Raw genomic sequence first — 16,568 nt, 5'->3', positions numbered from 1 at the left:
TACAGGCGATGCCTGCGGCTGGCTTTGCCTACACACCTCATTTCAATTCCAGCTTCTTAACAAACGCTTGGTGTTCAGGAGATTGCAAGCCTGCTTGTAAAGCATTCAACACAGCCAGCATATTTCCAACTAATAACTCTGTTACCGCTAACCACAAACCTGGAAAAACCTGACTTCGTAGAATCTCATGATTATCAGGTACTAATTCCAAATATTCGCCTTTTTCCAAATAAAACCAACTCAATTTCTGCTCAAGTACTTGCCAAACAATATATTCTTTGACACCATTGCGGCGATAAGCCTGTTTTTTAGCATGAAGGTCAATAGCCACACTACTAGCAGCAATTTCAATAATTAACTCTGGAGCGCCTTCGATATAATCATCTTCGTTCAGTCTTGTTTGACCTCCCGCTTCTGGTGCGATGAGCAGAACTGCATCTGGTTGAGGTTCGTTATCTAAGTCTAGACGCACAGTTGGTTCAACTCCCAAAGCTACACCAGGTGTAGCGGCTTCGTAAGTAAATAACCAACCAGTAATCCAACCATGCGGTTGACCGTGGCTTCTAAAACGTAACGCAGCAGGCATTATATATACAATTCCTTCGATTAATTCAGCTTTTTTGACGTTAGGCGTAGCGTTGTAGCGACGCTCAAATTCATAGCGGGTTAGTTTGTCGCCGTTTTCTAATTGGTGAATTGTTCTATGTTGCGGAGGTGTTTTTACCATGACAATGGTATCTGGGGTTAGCTTATGCCTATCCTACCGAATTGAGAATATTTCTTGTAGCTTGTGTGCGTAGACACAAAGCGGTAAGGTACTCGCAGTCTTGGCTGTTTCCGTTGGTTGCGAACTACCGTTAGCGCAGATCGCCTATTCAAAACTCCTACATACAAAAAAAACTTGCCGCAACTTCAAAGTCTTAGCAAGCGTTTTTTCCTTTTATATGGGTCGCCCGGGATTCGAACCCGGAACTAATCGGTTAAAAGCCGAGTACTCTACCGTTGAGTTAGCGACCCGTGCGTTTCTTTTCGCAACTTTGCCATCATAGCACAAACATCGGTAGAATTGCAAAGGTTTTTTAGAAAAAGTTTGCAGTGAGTCTAACAGATGCGGTGTAGCTGGCTCCTGGTTCTACCACAGTCAGGTTTTCGCCTGTGTTGAGGGAGTTGCGGGGAGCGCTCCAAGGTTCTAGACAATAAAATTCTTTTCCCTTGACTGTCCAAAATACCACGACGGGAAAATCATCGCCGTAATCTAATGTCAATTTTAACCTACGGCTATTGTCGGTGACTGTAGCTGATTTAGCAGTTAAGTGCTTGAAGGCAGCATCAATTTCATCTAAATTAAAATCAAAATTACCGTTAAAGGTTCTGATTTCCTTGGTTATGTTGTCTTGATACTCGTGACCTGCAATTTCTACCTCTAGCTGTGTTTTATCTGGTGCTTGGAAGTAAGGATGAAACCCAGTGGAAAAAGGTATGGATGTTGCAGAAGAGTTATGTAAATATTGCTGAATTTCCAGGGTATTGCCGTTGATTTTGTAACTAAAACGCAAATGAAAATCAAAGGGATATACAGCTTTTGTTTGCTCATTACTAGCTAAATGAACTTTGAGATAGGACGTATTTTCCGCAGATACTTCCTCAACGTCCCACGGTAAGTCACGGGCAAAACCATGCTGTTTGAGAGTGTATTGCTGCCCGTTGTGAGTATAGGTGTTATCTGGCAAGTTGCCACAGATAGGAAACAATATGGGATTCCCACCCCTAACACTCAAATCAGGGTGAGTAAAGCGCTCTTTATCCAAATAGAAAATTTCTTGACCTTGAACACGCCAACCAGTAATAATCCCGCCACGTTCTGGGACAACTTCTATTTGAGTGTCGGAGGTTTCATCAGAAAGGATATAGGTTTTGTACTGCTGCTGTTGAATGGTAATTGTCGGCACAAGATTATTCCTTAGAGGTGAGAAGTGAGAAGTGAGAAGTGAGGAGTCTAAACATAAATCATATCTAGCCCCTACTTCTCACCCCTTACTCTCTAACATTTACTCGTCTTCTGCAAATATAAAGCGATACAATTCGCTAGGATCAGGTTCAGGACTACTTTCGGCAAATTTTACAGCTTCATCAATGACATCCTGAATCTTCTGGTCAATGGCTTTAAGTTCTGCTTCACTAGCCAAATTTTGTTCCACCATATAAGCAGCCAGTTTCTTAATTGGGTCACGGGAGAACCAAAATTCTTTTTCGGCTTTGCTGCGTAATTCATCTGGGTCTGCTAAGGAGTGACCACGGAAGCGGTAGGTGAGGGCTTCAATTAATGTTGGCCCTTCTCCAGCACGGGCGCGGGCGACGGCTTCTTGAGCAACAGAATGTACTGCGAGTACATCCATTCCGTCTACTTCCACACCCACCATGTTAAATACGCTGGCTTTCTTATAAATTTCTGGCTGGGAAGTTGCCCGTTCGTGAGCCATCCCAATTGCCCACTTATTATTTTCTACCACGAAAAGAATTGGCAGTTTCCATAAGGCTGCCATATTCAAGGTTTCAAAAAACTGTCCGTTGTTAGCAGCACCATCACCAAAGAAGCAAGCGGTTACTTGGTCTGCTTTTGGGTCTCCCAAAACTTCGCGGCGGTATTTGCTTTGAAAAGCTGCGCCAGCCGCAACCGGAATGCCTTCTGCGACAAAGGCATAGCCACCTAATAAGCCATGTTCGGCAGAGAACATGTGCATGGAACCGCCGCGTCCTTTGCTACAACCTGTAGCTTTGCCAAATAACTCCGCCATGACTTCTCTGGCGGGAACTCCTGCACTCAGGGCGTGAACGTGGTCACGGTAGGTACTGCTAACAAAATCTTCCCCCGGACGCATTGCCTTGATAACGCCAGACGAAACAGCTTCTTGACCGTTATATAGGTGGACAAAACCAAACATTTTGCCCCTGTAGTACATTTCTGCACATTTATCTTCAAAAAAGCGTCCTAACACCATGTCTTCGTAAAGCATTAAGCCTTCTGCTTTGGTGATTTGAGCGCTGGCAGTATCAAATTTAGGTAACGTCCGTTCTTGAACCATTATTTTTTTAGTATCCCTGTTGTAAAACTGAAATTTACCATGTTAAATAGGCCGCTTTGTGACAAATCTGCTGGTTTGTCTAAGCTAGGTTGTGCTAGAGACCAAAACTAAAAATTTATGCACTAAGGAGAATTATGGGAAAAGAGGAAACAAAGGGTCTAATTTTGGCACTTTATCAGTCACTATCGGCGATTTTTACACCCTAACTGCAATAAATAAAAATGATTCTATTCTTTGATGGTAAAAGCCCCAGGATTTATCCGTGGGGTCAATCCAAAATCTAGAATCTAAAATCCAAAATTGTCTGACCTCTCATGATGCTGCCCTTTGAGGATTTTCAGTCCCAACTCCTGGAGAAATGCTATCAATCAGGATAGCTCGGTTTCTGCATATCTATTAACAATTTCCCACAAATAAACATCGAAACTGAATTTATCTTGCGAAATAGTTGTCATTAAGATTTAAGCATGGTAGCATTTTATTCCTTGATATTATTAACATCTACCATTAGCAGTATTACTATTATCACCGCATAGCCAGGGCAAACACTTACGTAAAAGTCAAGCAGATAAGCTTATAAGTTAGGTATGACTAGTATGATTAACCATCGCAATACAGTTTTGCTGTGTCTCATGGCTGATAGCAGTTATACACAAGTAAATACTAAGAATTAAGACAAAGTTTCCCTCTGACCTAGGCGAAGTCAAATTAATAGTACTAAAATGTGTCTCAAAATTTCAGGGGGAACAAAATTAATTGTTGCACTATACACTTATAGTGTAAGTCCGGCACGGTATTATTCACCGTAATATTGTGGCACGGTTTTACAGGCCTGGAATGCTCTAGGTGGGTTATGTTGATCACGGTGCAGGGGAAGTAGGCTGTGCGAATTCCGCTAGATTACTACCGAATTTTAGGACTACCGTTAGCGGCAAGTGAGGAACAGTTGCGACAAGCGTATAGCGATCGCATTGTACAATTGCCGCGACGGGAGTATTCTCAAGCAGCAATTGCTTCTCGTAAACAATTTATAGAAACAGCTTACGTGGTTTTATCCAATCCGAAAGAACGTAGCAGTTACGATCAGCTTTATCTGTCCCACGCTTATGATCCTGATGGCACTGCTACAGCTACAGTTACAGCAGGCAAACGCACAGAGACTAATCGCGATCTTGATAACCAAGGTCTCAGTATTGAAATTCCCCAACAGGAATTAGTTGGTGCGTTATTAATCTTGCAAGAGCTAGGGGAATACGAGCTTGTACTAAAACTAGGTAAAACATATCTAGCTAATCATAGTGTCACCTCTACCAAAATCGGCACGAATCTCCTTGAGGAAGATTTTCTCGCAACTAGTGACCATCCTGATATTGTCTTGACTGTAGCTTTGGCTTGCCTAGAATTAGGCCGGGAACAGTGGCAACAAGGCTATTACGAAAATGCCGCAGTGTCTCTAGAATCTGGGCTAGAAATGTTGGCCAGTGAAGGGATATTTGCGAGTGTGCAAGCAGAAATCCAAGCTGATCTCTATAAATTGCGTCCTTATCGGGTTTTAGAATTACTCGCACTACCTTTAGAAAAGACTGTACAACGCCACCAAGGCTTGGAATTGTTGCAAAGCATCCTGGAAGATCGTAGCGGTATTGATGGAACTAACAACGATCAATCGGGCTTAAGTATAGATGACTTTTTGCGATTTATTCAACAAATCCGCCACTACTTAACAGTCGCCGAACAACACAAGCTATTTGAAGCTGAAAGTAAGCGTCCATCTGCTGTAGCCACTTATTTAGCAGTTTATGCCTTGATTGCTAGAGGATTTGCTCAACGTCAACCAGCCCTAATTCGTCAAGCAAGACAAATGTTGATGTATTTGGGTAAGCGCCAAGATGTACATCTAGAACAGTCACTCTGTGCGCTATTGTTGGGTCAAACCGAAGAAGCAACCCGTGTTTTGGAAATGAGCCAGGAGTACGAAGCCTTAGCTTTTATTCGGGAAAAATCCCAGGACTCTCCTGATTTGTTACCGGGGCTGTGTCTGTATGGTGAACAATGGTTACAAAATGAAGTTTTTCCCCATTTTCGTGATCTGTCAAGACAGCCAGCGGCGCTTAAAGATTACTTTGCCAACCCCCAAGTGCAGGCTTATTTAGAAGCACTACCGACTGATGCGGAAACTAGCAACGAGTGGGGTGTAATTAATCGCCAACCTTTTGCTTCTCCACAATCTCAGAATCAGCATCCACAAAATCATTCTGCGGGAAATTCTCGCCAGAATCACGGAAAAATTCCTGATCTGGATTTACCAGAACCAAGTAATTATAAAGTACCTGATTATTCTAATTCGTCACTGCCTAGAACGAATCCACCACCTGCACCACCTACAGCTAATCATCACCAACCGCCAGAAATACCTGTAGCATCGTTTACGCCACCAGAAAGAACCAGCAGCACAACCAGCCATAATCTCAATGGTAAAACTGCTACACCTCGTCCTACCCAAAAACGCAGACGGCGTAAGCCTCCTAGTCAACCTGTTAACCGAGAACATAGGTTAGATAATAATAGCGATCGCCCGACACGGCAACGGCGTACAGTCAGCAGCAGTCTAGATAGGAAAACCAGATTAGTCTGGACGGTATTTGCTTCCTTAGCGGGAATATTAGTCTTCTGGTTAATAGTGTCCACAACCTTTGGTTGGTTAAAAGATATCTTTTTCCCCCGTCCCGGTGTGGAAGGTCAACCTTTAGCCATCCAACTCAATCAACCACCTGTAGAAATTCCTAACGGCTATAGCGATGTACTCCCACCGGATGGCCCTTTAACAGATCAAACAGCCGAAGAAGTGATTCAGACTTGGCTTTCTACCAAAGCTATAGCTTTAGGCCCAAACCATGATATTGACAGTTTAAACGGCATTTTGACTGGTTCATCTCTATCTCAATGGCGATTAATTGCCCAGCAAGATAGAACCGATAACCGCTATCGCAGGTACGACCACAGCGTTAAAGTAGAATTTGTGACTAAAAATGACCTAGACCCAAATCGCGCCGTCGTTTTAGCTACTGTCAAAGAAGCAACACAATTTTATGAAAACGCTCAAAAGAAAAAGTCTTCTAACGAAAGTTTGCGGGTTCGCTATGATTTAATTCGCCGAGAAGGTACGTGGCGAATTCAAAGTATGTATGTTGTGAATCAAATTAGTATGAGCTTTTAATGCCATTTAAACTTAATTAAGTGTGAATGAATTCTGCACTAGGTAAGGTCGCCAGATTTATCACAACTGTTGTAGAGATGTATACAAATATCTAGCAATCTGTTGCTTAGTAGCAAAAAAATTTGTTTGCTGTTTACATCCTTTACGGAAATTTTATCAATCCCATAAAATTGCTATCTGTATATTTAGTTTAGTTAACTGAGATGAAAATATTTGCAGTTTGTAACATTAATCCCAGAGCTTATTGCAGTTTGTAAATATTTTGTGTAACTGAAAGGAATATTCCTTTAGACTGAATCTCAATCGGAAAATATTGGGATCGAGGCAAATGCAGTCGATGAATTTTTTGTGTCATGAATTTGTAGTTGCTGTCTCATTTGGTGCTTGTATTCTTGGTTTAGTAATGCTTTGGGATGGTAAGCAACCAAAAGATGACATAGAAGAAACAGAGAAGATTTTATTTAGAATGAGTTTTTCTTACTGGCTCGTATACTGTGTTGCTTTTGCGTTAGAAAAAGTAATTTTACCTGATTGGGAATCTGTAATGGTTTCTTTGAAAATCACAACAGCACTGTCATATTTTTTAACTTTTTCTTGTATTTTGAGTTTACCGCTACATAAATTTGCAGTACATAGAGTTGAAGAATAGTCAGATCAAGTATGAAGTGTGAAATGGAATCAACTAGACAAAAACGGACTAGTAACTGTTAAGTTGATTGATGTTTCATGGCGATCGCGATCGCTGTTTGCAGTTCATCCTGGACTAAACTAGTCAGGATGAACACCTCTTGGACTGTCTTACCTTGTCTAGCAATGACTTTGTAACCGCCGCGAATTGGTACAGATATACGCAATTGCATTTTTGGGCTATGACCTCTCACCCTGCCAATTACGCCTGGGGTAACAGTATAAATACCATCTTGCTGACAGAGAAGTTCTAAAATACGGATAAGACCGGGAAGATGGGTAGAGTGATTCCAGACTAGTCTGCCATCTTTGCGGTTATTTGGTTTTTGGGACTCTGGCTGAGATTTATTCATGATAACTAAGCTGCTTCTAGGGGAGCCATCGTTAAACCGGCTCGCCGCAGCTGTTGGTGATACAATTCTGCTGGTTCTTGGGGGCCTACCCACACTATGGCTTGCCCTTCATAATGTACTTGATTAGTTAAATCCCAAGCGCGATCGCTGGTCATATTCGGTATATACTTCATCAAACACTCAGCGACATGTTGAAAAGTATTGAAGTCATCGTTTAAAACGATAACTTTGTAATTAGGATACGGTTTACTAATAGTTTGACTAGACCGTTCAGGCGTAACAGTTGGTGCGGTACCCATCCCGTACACAGCTGCTGAAAGTCTTGTAAGCATAAGACAGTTAGCTACTAGGATTTTACAGAACTACATTATAAATAAATAGTTTAGTCCATAGAACGTATGAAACGTTGTCTTTTAAGCTGTTGACTCTGGACTGTTAACCAAAAATAGATAAACCTAGCAGGTAGCACATCACAAACCGCCTGCTAGGAGATAAAAATCTATATCTCGCCATGTTTGAAGGGTAGAGCTTATTTGTAATTAATAATGCCTATCCTTAGTTAGAATAACCAAATTGCTGAGACAACAGGGTTAAGAAAAGTCAATCAATTAGTTAACTCTTGGAAAAAGGGAACAGGTTCCCGACTGCCCCAATAATGGCAAGATCATAGAGTGAACAATACCTCATAATATTAAACAGGCGCTTCATACTTCTTAACTATTTAGTTTTATTAGAACAATGGCGAGAGATTTGCGGGGATTCATCAAAATTTTAGAAGAAAGAGGACAATTACGGCGGATTTCTGCCTTAGTTGACCCAGAATTAGAAATTGCGGAGATTTCTAACCGGATGCTGCAAAAAGGCGGGCCGGGGTTGTTGTTTGAAAATGTCAAAGGTGCTTCTTTCCCGGTGGCGGTGAATTTGCTGGGGACTGTGGAAAGAATATGCTGGTCGATGAATATGCAGCATCCGCAGGAGTTAGAAACTCTGGGGAAAAAGCTGAGTATGCTACAGCAACCGAAACCACCGAAAAAGATTTCTCAGGCGATAGATTTTGGTAAAGTGCTGTTTGATGTCATCAAAGCCAAACCCGGAAGAGACTTTTTTCCCGCTTGTCAGCAAGTGGTAATTCCAGGCGATAATTTGGATTTAAATACTTTACCCTTGATTCGTCCTTATCCTGGTGATGCTGGCAAGATTATCACCTTGGGGTTGGTAATTACTAAAGATTGCGAGACAGGTACACCAAATGTTGGTGTCTATCGCTTGCAACTGCAATCTAAAAATACCATGACAGTTCATTGGTTATCGGTGCGGGGTGGGGCGAGACACTTGCGAAAAGCGGCAGAACGTGGGAAGAAATTAGAGATAGCGATCGCTCTTGGTGTAGATCCATTAATTATCATGGCAGCTGCTACACCCATCCCAGTCGATTTATCAGAATGGTTATTTGCTGGGTTATATGGTGGTTCTGGTGTGCAGTTGGCAAAGTGTAAAACTGTTGATTTAGAAGTTCCGGCTGATTCTGAATTTGTGTTAGAAGGGACAATTACCCCAGGGGAAGTTTTACCAGACGGGCCTTTTGGCGACCACATGGGTTATTACGGCGGTGTGGAAGACTCGCCCTTAATTCGCTTCCAGTGTATGACGCACCGCAAAGACCCGATTTATTTAACCACATTTAGCGGTCGTCCACCCAAAGAAGAAGCGATGATGGCGATCGCACTTAACCGTATATATACCCCAATTTTACGACAACAAGTCTCAGAGATTGTGGATTTTTTCTTGCCAATGGAAGCTTTGAGTTACAAAGCCGCCATTATTTCCATTGATAAAGCCTATCCCGGACAAGCACGCCGCGCCGCTTTAGCCTTTTGGAGCGCTTTACCACAATTTACCTACACCAAATTTGTGATTGTCGTTGATAAAGATATCAATATCCGCGACCCCCGACAAGTTGTTTGGGCAATCAGTTCTAAAGTTGACCCCACCCGTGATGTGTTTATTCTGCCAAATACACCCTTTGATACTTTAGATTTTGCCAGTGAAAAAATTGGTTTAGGTGGACGGATGGGAATTGATGCTACTACCAAAATTCCCCCAGAAACCGAACATGAATGGGGCGCACCACTAGAATCAGATCCAGATATTGCTGCAATGGTAGAAAGAAAATGGGCAGAATATGGTTTAGGAGATTTACAGTTAGGAGAAGTTGATCCTAACTTATTTGGTTATGACATGAAATGAGTTTTAGGAAATAAAAGATAATACTGTATTTTCCTACCTGAATCAGGTAGGATTTTTTCTATCAATCAAAAGCTGGCGAACATAACCGAATATAAATCTCTCTTTTATCATCTGTAAATGCGCGTCTCCCGTGCATAATTCTTGTATTATCTATCATTAAAATATCTCCTTTTTTCCAGACAATATTTGTAGTTAGTTTTTCAGCAATTAGATTTAGTTCAGCAATAACCTCAGCCGGAATTTCTGAATCATCCTCAAATTTCAGGACTTGAGGATTTAACTGTATTGTTGGCAAAAGGCTATTAATAAAAGCTTGGTATTTACCACATTTACTAGTACTTACTGCGAAAAAAATATATTCAATACGAATTGATTCATCTGGGTATATATGGAGATAAGTATAGTTCTGATTACAAATTTCTTTAAGTGTATTAATATCTTCTGTTTTGTATTTTTTCTGCCATTCTGCTTTATCCATCAGCACAGTAAATTTCAATTTCTTCTGAAGAAATAAACTTTTTAGCTCATCACTAAGAGTTTCAAAAAATTGCCTACCATCACAGACAGTTGTTTCACCATTTTCGGAGGCGGGGTGAGCGCAGAAAAACCACAACATCAATGGTATCTGCTTTTGGTAGTACATTTCTCCATGTAACTTAATATCAAATTGATAATCGTTCACACTTAAAATAGTTTTGTCACCATTAATAACCCGTCTATTGAAAGCACCGCCAGCATAATCAAGAAAATCTGTACTAAATAAATTAGTAAACTCTCTAAAAATACTCGTATCAGTTGTGAATCCTCGAAATAGTAACACACCATAATACTTAAATAGACTGATAATTTCTGCTTTATTAAGGTCTAGAATATTTTTATAATTAGTATTAATAATTTGCTGACCTATGGTTGCTGAGATTGGCTGTTTAGAAAAATTCATATAATTCAACCAAAACAATATTTACTATTTTTTATTGCTGTAGACTCTTGATGAGAATTTCGCGTCTATCAGAGAATATCGGCAATTGATTTATGATTAACTACAGACATTAGTTTAATTGTACCTAATCGATGCCATCTTGCAAGAAAGTTAAATCTAAATGATATAACTCCAAACATAAGTTATAAATAAAGCAGATTTTCTCGCCAGTCTAGTAAAAAGAAAGTAAATATGCAGAAAAACATCTATTATTCCCTATCAAAACTAGTAATTACATTAGGGCTTACGAGTATAAGTGTATTTGTAAATACTGGAGTCTTTGAGCAAATTGTTTTCGCAAAATCAATTAATGTTAAAAAATGCGACATTTCCGCTTATGTGACTGATCCAGATCCGCAAGGCTTAAATGTGCGGAATGGTGCAAGTTTGCGGCACAAAATTTTGGGACAAGTACCCATCAACGAAACAGTTCAGATTATTGCAACTGCCAAAAATTGGGTAAAAATTACGAATGCAAGTGCTGGTTTTTCTGGAACAGGATGGGTATCTGTAGCAAAATTAGGCTTATCAAGTCGTGGTTACGCTACTAATGGTGTGAATCTTTACGCTAGTGCTAATCAGCAAAGCTTAAAAATAGGCAAGGTTCCGGCTAATGCGACAATGAAATTATTAGGCTGTCAAGGAGATTGGGCGCAAGTAGAATATCAAGGTAGCAAGGGTTGGTTAGTTAAAGAAGATCAGTGCGGTGCAGCCTTAACAACTTGTTCGTAATATTGTCGGCAGTGAAGAAGGCAATTTAAACTAAGTTTTAGTGGGGAGAAGTTTATCTAGAACTATTTAGCTACTATAAGAATTAGTACTTATAGTCCCATATAATTACGTTTGAGGTAAATAAATGCCTTCTCCCTTTCCCGGAATGAACCCATATTTAGAACATCCTAACTTGTCGCCAGGATTACATCACTGGCTAATTATTGAAATTGCTAGACTACTATCTCCTCAGTTACGTCCCAAATATCGGGTAGCCGTAGAAGTTAGGATGTATGAAACAAGTGGGGGAAATTCCCTGTTTGTTGGTATTCCTGATGTCACAATAAAACGCCTATCAAATGTGACAGATTCAACAAAAACAAATGTCGCAGTTGCAGAACCAATCACCAAACCTATAAAAGTGACAATTCCCAGAACGGAAATAATCAAAGAAGGTTATTTAGAAGTGCGAGAAGTTGGAACTGAAGATGTAGTTACTACCATAGAAATTTTATCACCAACTAATAAACGCCGAGGTAAAGGACGGGAAACTTATGAAGAGAAACGTCAAGATGTACTAGGCAGTAAAACTCATTTGGTAGAGATTGATTTACTGCGAACAGGGGAGGCAATGACATTTTTTGATACTGATATTGAAAGTCATTATCGCATTTTAGTTTGTCGTGGCGATCGCCGTCCTTATGCTGATTTATATGCTTTTAATTTACAAGAAGTAATTCCAGCTTTTCCCTTACCTTTACGTCAAGAAGATACGGAACCAATTATTGATTTACAAAAATTGTTAAATGAAGTATATGATATTTCTGCCTACGATTTAGTTATAGATTACAATCAAGCGCCATTTCCACCATTGTCAGAGGCAGATGCAGCCTGGGCAAATGAAATGTTACAGGATAAAGGATTACGCTCAACAGCCGACAGTCCAGAAATCCCCAACTAAAATTTAAAGTTAGGGATTCTCTTAACTTAGACTCATGACATTTTCTGCTCGTTTGCTTTTGCTTTGTAGCCTAGTCAATACATTAGGACTAGCATTCACACTGCCAAACTTAGAAATAGCTCAGGCGCAAGCTGCTAACTGTCCGACTCCGGCGTTAAATCGCTTTCAGCGCCATAAAGTTGCTCGTGGTGAAACATTAGAGAGCATAGCACAAAGCTACAATCTTGCTCCCGAAACACTCATTGTCATGAACCCGAATGTGAATAATGGGCGTGTGAGCGTGGGTAGTGAATTGCAAATACCTCCCTACAACGGCATTGTTGTAGAAGTGCCGAGTGGGCAAAATTGGCGAGAAATAGCAGCAAAATATAAAGTCCGTCCTGATGCACTATTTGAAATTAATGGTTGTCAACAAAACCCTAAAATTGTCTTTGTACCGGGGTTAAATTGGTTGCCAAATCCTCCGCAAACAACATCTCTAATACAAGCAAATTCAAATACACAAAGCGGTGTGTCTATCAGTGGCTATCCTTTAACGCAAGCGGCAACAGTGGGGTTAGGGTATGGTTGGCAAATTAGTCCTAAGAATGGAGAGGTGTTTTTTCACAGTGGTGTAGATTTGTTAGCCGCAGTGGGTAGTCCGGTAGAGGCGATCGCACCTGGTAATGTAGTATTTGCTCAAGAGCAAGGTAGTTATGGTCAATTGGTGATTGTTAACCACAGTGGCGGAATGCAAAGCCGCTATGCTCATCTTGGTACTATTAAGGTGAAGGTCGGTCAGCAAGTCAAGACCGGAGATTTATTAGGAACTGTAGGAACAACTGGCGAACCTTCTGCTAAAGAGCCTCATCTCCATTTTGAAATGCGTTCTAGTTCATCTCAAGGATGGGTGGCGCAAGATCCTAAGAGTTATTTGAGGAAGTGATTAACGCAGAGTGGCGCGGAGGTTGACGCAAAGGAGCGCAAAGAGGAGATGGAGAATTAGATGAAATCGGTTGTTTTAATGATGTGCATCCCGGCTTCAGCAAACCTCGAAAAAGCTGCGTCTGCTTGTTCGGTATAGTCTACAACTCCTGGAACTACAACCGGGGAAGTGGAATCTTCTAAGAGATAAACTTTTTTGGCAAGGGCAGCATCTACCTGTTTAATTTCTGTTAATAAATCGTCAATTGTCCAGGCCACACAATGGCTTTTTGCTTGACCGCCAATAATCACTACATCAAATTCTAAAAGTTGTTTGATGAGTTTTGTATTCTTGTGGGCGAGGGGATTTTGATCGTAGCCAATTAAAACTTCTGGACGTAATATGGAATAGTTTTCTGTTAAGGCATTCTCACCTTTCAGTTCAAATTGTGTTTGGCTTTGACGGGCAATACCATGAAAGAATATTGCTTCTTCCACAGAGGAAACTAAAGCATGACCAATTCCCCCCAACATAGAATGGTAAGGCCAAACAATTAGCGGATATTTACCATTTTGACTTAGCTGATTAACGTAGTGATAAGCTTGTTTTTCTAATAGTTCGTAGTCGCCATTGGCGATGCTGACAACTGCGGGGTTAACTTTCCAAATACCTTGGTTAATATCGGCTGGAGTAATATTTGTAGCGGCTGGTATTGGGTGTTTTCCTTCAGGATTCACCCAAAAAATCGGGTGAAAAATTTGCATTGCTGTATGTGTATCTAGGGTAGGAATAATTGTGGTGATTTTGCCTAAGTTGCGATAGATGAATTCACATAATCGCTGATTATCTTCAACTGCTGCTTGTCCAGATTTGCCCCCAACAAATAATTCAAATCCTGGAATACAAAAGGTATTTTGGACATCAATTAATAGCAGGCAAATTCGAGTTTTATCGGCAGATGATGGTGATATATTATATTGCTTCGCCCAATTTTCGGCTGTGTCTGCACATTCTTGGTAGGGTACGCGCCAAACTTCGCCGACTTTATTGGGGTTGAAGTGGGGGGGGATAGGTAGTGTCTGTGGAATTGTTGGATTCATAGTTTAGCTAGTGGTAAATGCGATTGAATTTCTGCTGCTGTGATAGCCGAATATTTTCATAAAGTCAACGCTTTTAACGCCACAAGCAATAAACATGAATAAAAATATTACGGAGAATTAAAATATTGCTATTGGCAAGGTGAAATAAAATGTGCTGCCTTCACCAAGGGTACTATTTGCCCAAATACTACCACCGTGTTGTTGAACAATACTTTGGCAAATAGCCAAACCAAGACCTGTTCCGCCTTTAGCACGTGCATCGGAGACATCAACCTGTTCAAAACGCTCAAATATTGTGTCTAGTTTATCGGCGGGAATACCTCGACCTTGGTCTTTGACTTGAAATAGTACCCAGTCGGCTTGCGGTTGAGCAGATAAAGTAATGGCTGAGTTGCGGGGAGAAAATTTGATGGCGTTGCTCAATAAATTGGTGAGGGTTTGGATAATTAAATCAGGATTAGCCCAGACACAAACAGTGGTAGGAATCATAGAAATTGTCAAGGCGGCTGTGAGGATGATAGGTTGTACTTCTTCTACGGCGCGTTGCATTAAATCTGTAGCATTGCAGACTTCTTTGACCAGCTGTACTTGCCCGGAAGATAAGCGTTCTAAGTCGAGAATATCATTGACCAAACGCACCAGGCGATCGCTATTTGTTAAAGCCTGCTGAATCATCCGTTTGGCTTTTTCTGGTTTATTATCGTAAATTCCCGTATTCAACAACCCTAAAAATCCTTGGATGGCGGTGAGTGGAGTCCGCAGTTCATGACTGACAATGGAAATAAATTCGTTTTTTATCTGCTCAATAGCTTGCTGTTCGGTGATATCTTGAATTTGCAGCACATAGTATAGTGGTTGATTTTGAAAATCTTGTACCAAGGATAAACTCGTTAGTCCCCAAGCAACTCGCCCGCCATTGCACAAGTAACGCAACTGAACTTGCAGACTGCGATTTTTGTTGTTCAAAACTTGCTCTATACCTTGTCTCAGATGATCAACATCTTCTGAGTGAACTAATTCAAATAAACTCAAACTGAAAAACTCTAATTCAGAATAACCCAGCATTTCACCTAATACCGGATTGATTTGCAGCCAGCGTAGATCTAATCCCAACAACGCCATTCCAATAGGCGCATCATAAAACGCATGGCGAAACCGTTCTTCACTCTCACGCAACGCTAACTCGGCTTGTTTGAGGTCAGTAATATCTAACAATACTCCATACCAAGCAACATCACCATTTTCCCGGCGTTCTGGGCGGGAGTTAGCGCGTACCCACTTCATCTTGCCAGAAGGGGTAACAATCCGCCATTCATGAGCAAATGCTTGTAGAGTTATGAGACTTTGAGTAGTTAACTGATTGTAGAGCAGCAAATCATCAGGATGCACTTGCTGATAGGTGAGTAAAGGATCTGTTAAAACTTGTTGGGGTTCTAATTCTTGAATTTCGCGTACACCTGAACTGATGTATTCATAACGCATGTCATGGGTATCTGGGTAATAGGCCAGAATGTAAATCTGTGCGGGTGAAGCAGCTGCAATTTTTTGAAAGCGAGCTTCACTTTTTAACAGTGCTGTTTGTGCGAGTTTGCGCTCATCAATTTCTTGTTGTAATTGCTGGTTAACTGTTACTAATTGGGCGGTTCTATCTTGTACTCGCTGTTCCAGTTCTTCTTGCAGTCGCCTCAGTTGGTTCTCAATTTGTACGCGTTCTGCAATTTGGCCTTGTAATGCTTTGTTTGCTTGTTTTAATTGCAGTGGGCTAGGTAGTGCTAGTGCTTGTGGCATTAATTGTACAAGTTCCATTGCTGTAAACAATGAAACAATTGCTGTCACTGCTTTCAGGATGCCTGATAGCCAATATGTAGGATGCCATAATGTCCAGATTTCGGCAATATGTGTTGTGCCACAAAAAATTATAAAAGCCGCAAATAATAAAAATATCCACGAAAAAGGTAAATCTTGTCGTTTGCGAACGAAGTAGAACAAAGTTAAGGGAATCGAATAGTAAGCCAACGCAATGACTGCATCAGAAATTATATGCAGCCAAACTAACCCAGGTTGCCATAGATAACAGTGACCATGAGGAATAAATAAGCGATCGCTAAATAAATTTACTATAAAATCTTGCATACCACACAAAACTAAGCTGGCGGAAATAATCAACCTCTTATATGAATTAGATTATCAACTTTTAAACAGATAAATTTATTGTTAATCTCTTCGCCTCTGCGTAAAATTAAAATTTTTGTGCAAGATATCGATTTTGTATTTTTATCTAAAATAAAAACCACAGATGAGTATCCATCTGTGGTCTAATTCTGGA

General features: G+C 40.7%; 14 protein-coding genes and 1 tRNA gene. 6 read left to right on the top strand and 9 right to left on the bottom strand.

The genetic code is table 11. The annotated features are described in order from the left end of the window. Window positions 1-37: 37 nt before the first annotated feature. The 4 genes from AC504W_RS07085 to pdhA all read right to left on the bottom strand — a co-directional run bounded on the left by AC504W_RS07085 (window position 38) and on the right by pdhA (window position 3,083). Window positions 38-727: a Uma2 family endonuclease gene (locus tag AC504W_RS07085; protein WP_494877022.1), complete on the bottom strand. Its 690-nt coding sequence runs from the start codon at window positions 725-727 to the stop codon at window positions 38-40. Window positions 728-945: 218 nt separating this feature from the next. Next, a tRNA-Lys gene (locus AC504W_RS07080) sits at window positions 946-1,017 on the bottom strand. A gap of 62 nt (window positions 1,018-1,079) precedes the next feature. Further along, window positions 1,080-1,949, bottom strand: a complete 870-nt coding sequence (locus tag AC504W_RS07075) for an aldose epimerase family protein (protein WP_494877021.1) — start codon at window positions 1,947-1,949, stop codon at window positions 1,080-1,082. A 99-nt stretch (window positions 1,950-2,048) separates the two neighbouring features. Further along, window positions 2,049-3,083: a pyruvate dehydrogenase (acetyl-transferring) E1 component subunit alpha gene (pdhA, locus tag AC504W_RS07070; RefSeq protein WP_494877020.1), complete on the bottom strand. Its 1,035-nt coding sequence runs from the start codon at window positions 3,081-3,083 to the stop codon at window positions 2,049-2,051. An 883-nt stretch (window positions 3,084-3,966) separates the two neighbouring features. Between pdhA and AC504W_RS07065 the strand changes: the two genes are divergently transcribed. Together AC504W_RS07065 and AC504W_RS07060 are read left to right on the top strand one after the other, a co-directional pair. Continuing rightward, on the top strand, window positions 3,967-6,300 hold the full coding sequence (locus tag AC504W_RS07065; RefSeq protein ID WP_494877018.1) for an IMS domain-containing protein: 2,334 nt from the start codon (window positions 3,967-3,969) through the stop codon (window positions 6,298-6,300). A gap of 328 nt (window positions 6,301-6,628) precedes the next feature. Then, complete coding sequence (locus AC504W_RS07060; protein WP_187308222.1) at window positions 6,629-6,949, top strand: hypothetical protein; 321 nt, start codon at window positions 6,629-6,631, stop codon at window positions 6,947-6,949. A gap of 58 nt (window positions 6,950-7,007) precedes the next feature. Here AC504W_RS07060 and AC504W_RS07055 read toward each other — a convergent pair whose 3' ends face one another. Both AC504W_RS07055 and clpS read right to left on the bottom strand, forming a co-directional pair. Next, window positions 7,008-7,340, bottom strand: a complete 333-nt coding sequence (locus AC504W_RS07055) for a DUF2103 domain-containing protein (RefSeq protein WP_494877016.1) — start codon at window positions 7,338-7,340, stop codon at window positions 7,008-7,010. A 5-nt stretch (window positions 7,341-7,345) separates the two neighbouring features. Beyond that, on the bottom strand, window positions 7,346-7,672 hold the full coding sequence (clpS, locus tag AC504W_RS07050) for an ATP-dependent Clp protease adapter ClpS (protein WP_494877014.1): 327 nt from the start codon (window positions 7,670-7,672) through the stop codon (window positions 7,346-7,348). A 406-nt stretch (window positions 7,673-8,078) separates the two neighbouring features. On the opposite strand from clpS, the gene AC504W_RS07045 reads away from it, so the two are divergent. After that, window positions 8,079-9,587 carry a UbiD family decarboxylase gene (locus AC504W_RS07045; RefSeq protein ID WP_494877012.1) on the top strand — a complete coding sequence of 503 codons (1,509 nt, stop codon included), beginning with the start codon at window positions 8,079-8,081 and terminating at the stop codon, window positions 9,585-9,587. A gap of 61 nt (window positions 9,588-9,648) precedes the next feature. On the opposite strand, the gene AC504W_RS07040 is transcribed toward AC504W_RS07045, so the two are convergent. Then, window positions 9,649-10,527 carry a TauD/TfdA family dioxygenase gene (locus AC504W_RS07040; protein WP_494877010.1) on the bottom strand — a complete coding sequence of 293 codons (879 nt, stop codon included), beginning with the start codon at window positions 10,525-10,527 and terminating at the stop codon, window positions 9,649-9,651. Between the two features lie 378 nt (window positions 10,528-10,905). On the opposite strand from AC504W_RS07040, the gene AC504W_RS07035 reads away from it, so the two are divergent. The 3 genes from AC504W_RS07035 (at window position 10,906) to AC504W_RS07025 (ending at window position 13,163) form a co-directional block, all read left to right on the top strand. After that, window positions 10,906-11,298 carry an SH3 domain-containing protein gene (locus AC504W_RS07035; protein ID WP_340641213.1) on the top strand — a complete coding sequence of 131 codons (393 nt, stop codon included), beginning with the start codon at window positions 10,906-10,908 and terminating at the stop codon, window positions 11,296-11,298. Between the two features lie 124 nt (window positions 11,299-11,422). Beyond that, window positions 11,423-12,238 carry a DUF4058 family protein gene (locus AC504W_RS07030; RefSeq protein ID WP_494877009.1) on the top strand — a complete coding sequence of 272 codons (816 nt, stop codon included), beginning with the start codon at window positions 11,423-11,425 and terminating at the stop codon, window positions 12,236-12,238. A 34-nt stretch (window positions 12,239-12,272) separates the two neighbouring features. Further along, the gene (locus AC504W_RS07025) at window positions 12,273-13,163 is read left to right on the top strand and encodes a LysM peptidoglycan-binding domain-containing M23 family metallopeptidase (protein ID WP_494877007.1); all 891 of its coding nucleotides are present in this window, start codon (window positions 12,273-12,275) and stop codon (window positions 13,161-13,163) included. 56 nt (window positions 13,164-13,219) lie between these two features. Here the strand turns inward: AC504W_RS07025 and AC504W_RS07020 are convergent, their stop codons facing one another. Continuing rightward, window positions 13,220-14,242, bottom strand: coding sequence for a cysteine hydrolase family protein (locus AC504W_RS07020; RefSeq protein WP_494877006.1), 1,023 nt, complete (start codon window positions 14,240-14,242; stop codon window positions 13,220-13,222). Between the two features lie 117 nt (window positions 14,243-14,359). Further along, entirely contained in the window at window positions 14,360-16,375 is a 2,016-nt protein-coding gene (locus tag AC504W_RS07015; protein WP_494877005.1) for a PAS domain-containing sensor histidine kinase, read from the bottom strand. Window positions 16,376-16,568 lie beyond the last annotated feature (193 nt).

This window comes from Nostoc sp. C96 (assembly GCF_059384975.1).
The sequence above is the reverse complement of the archived record's forward strand: the minus strand, read 5'-3'. Positions and strand labels throughout refer to the sequence as shown.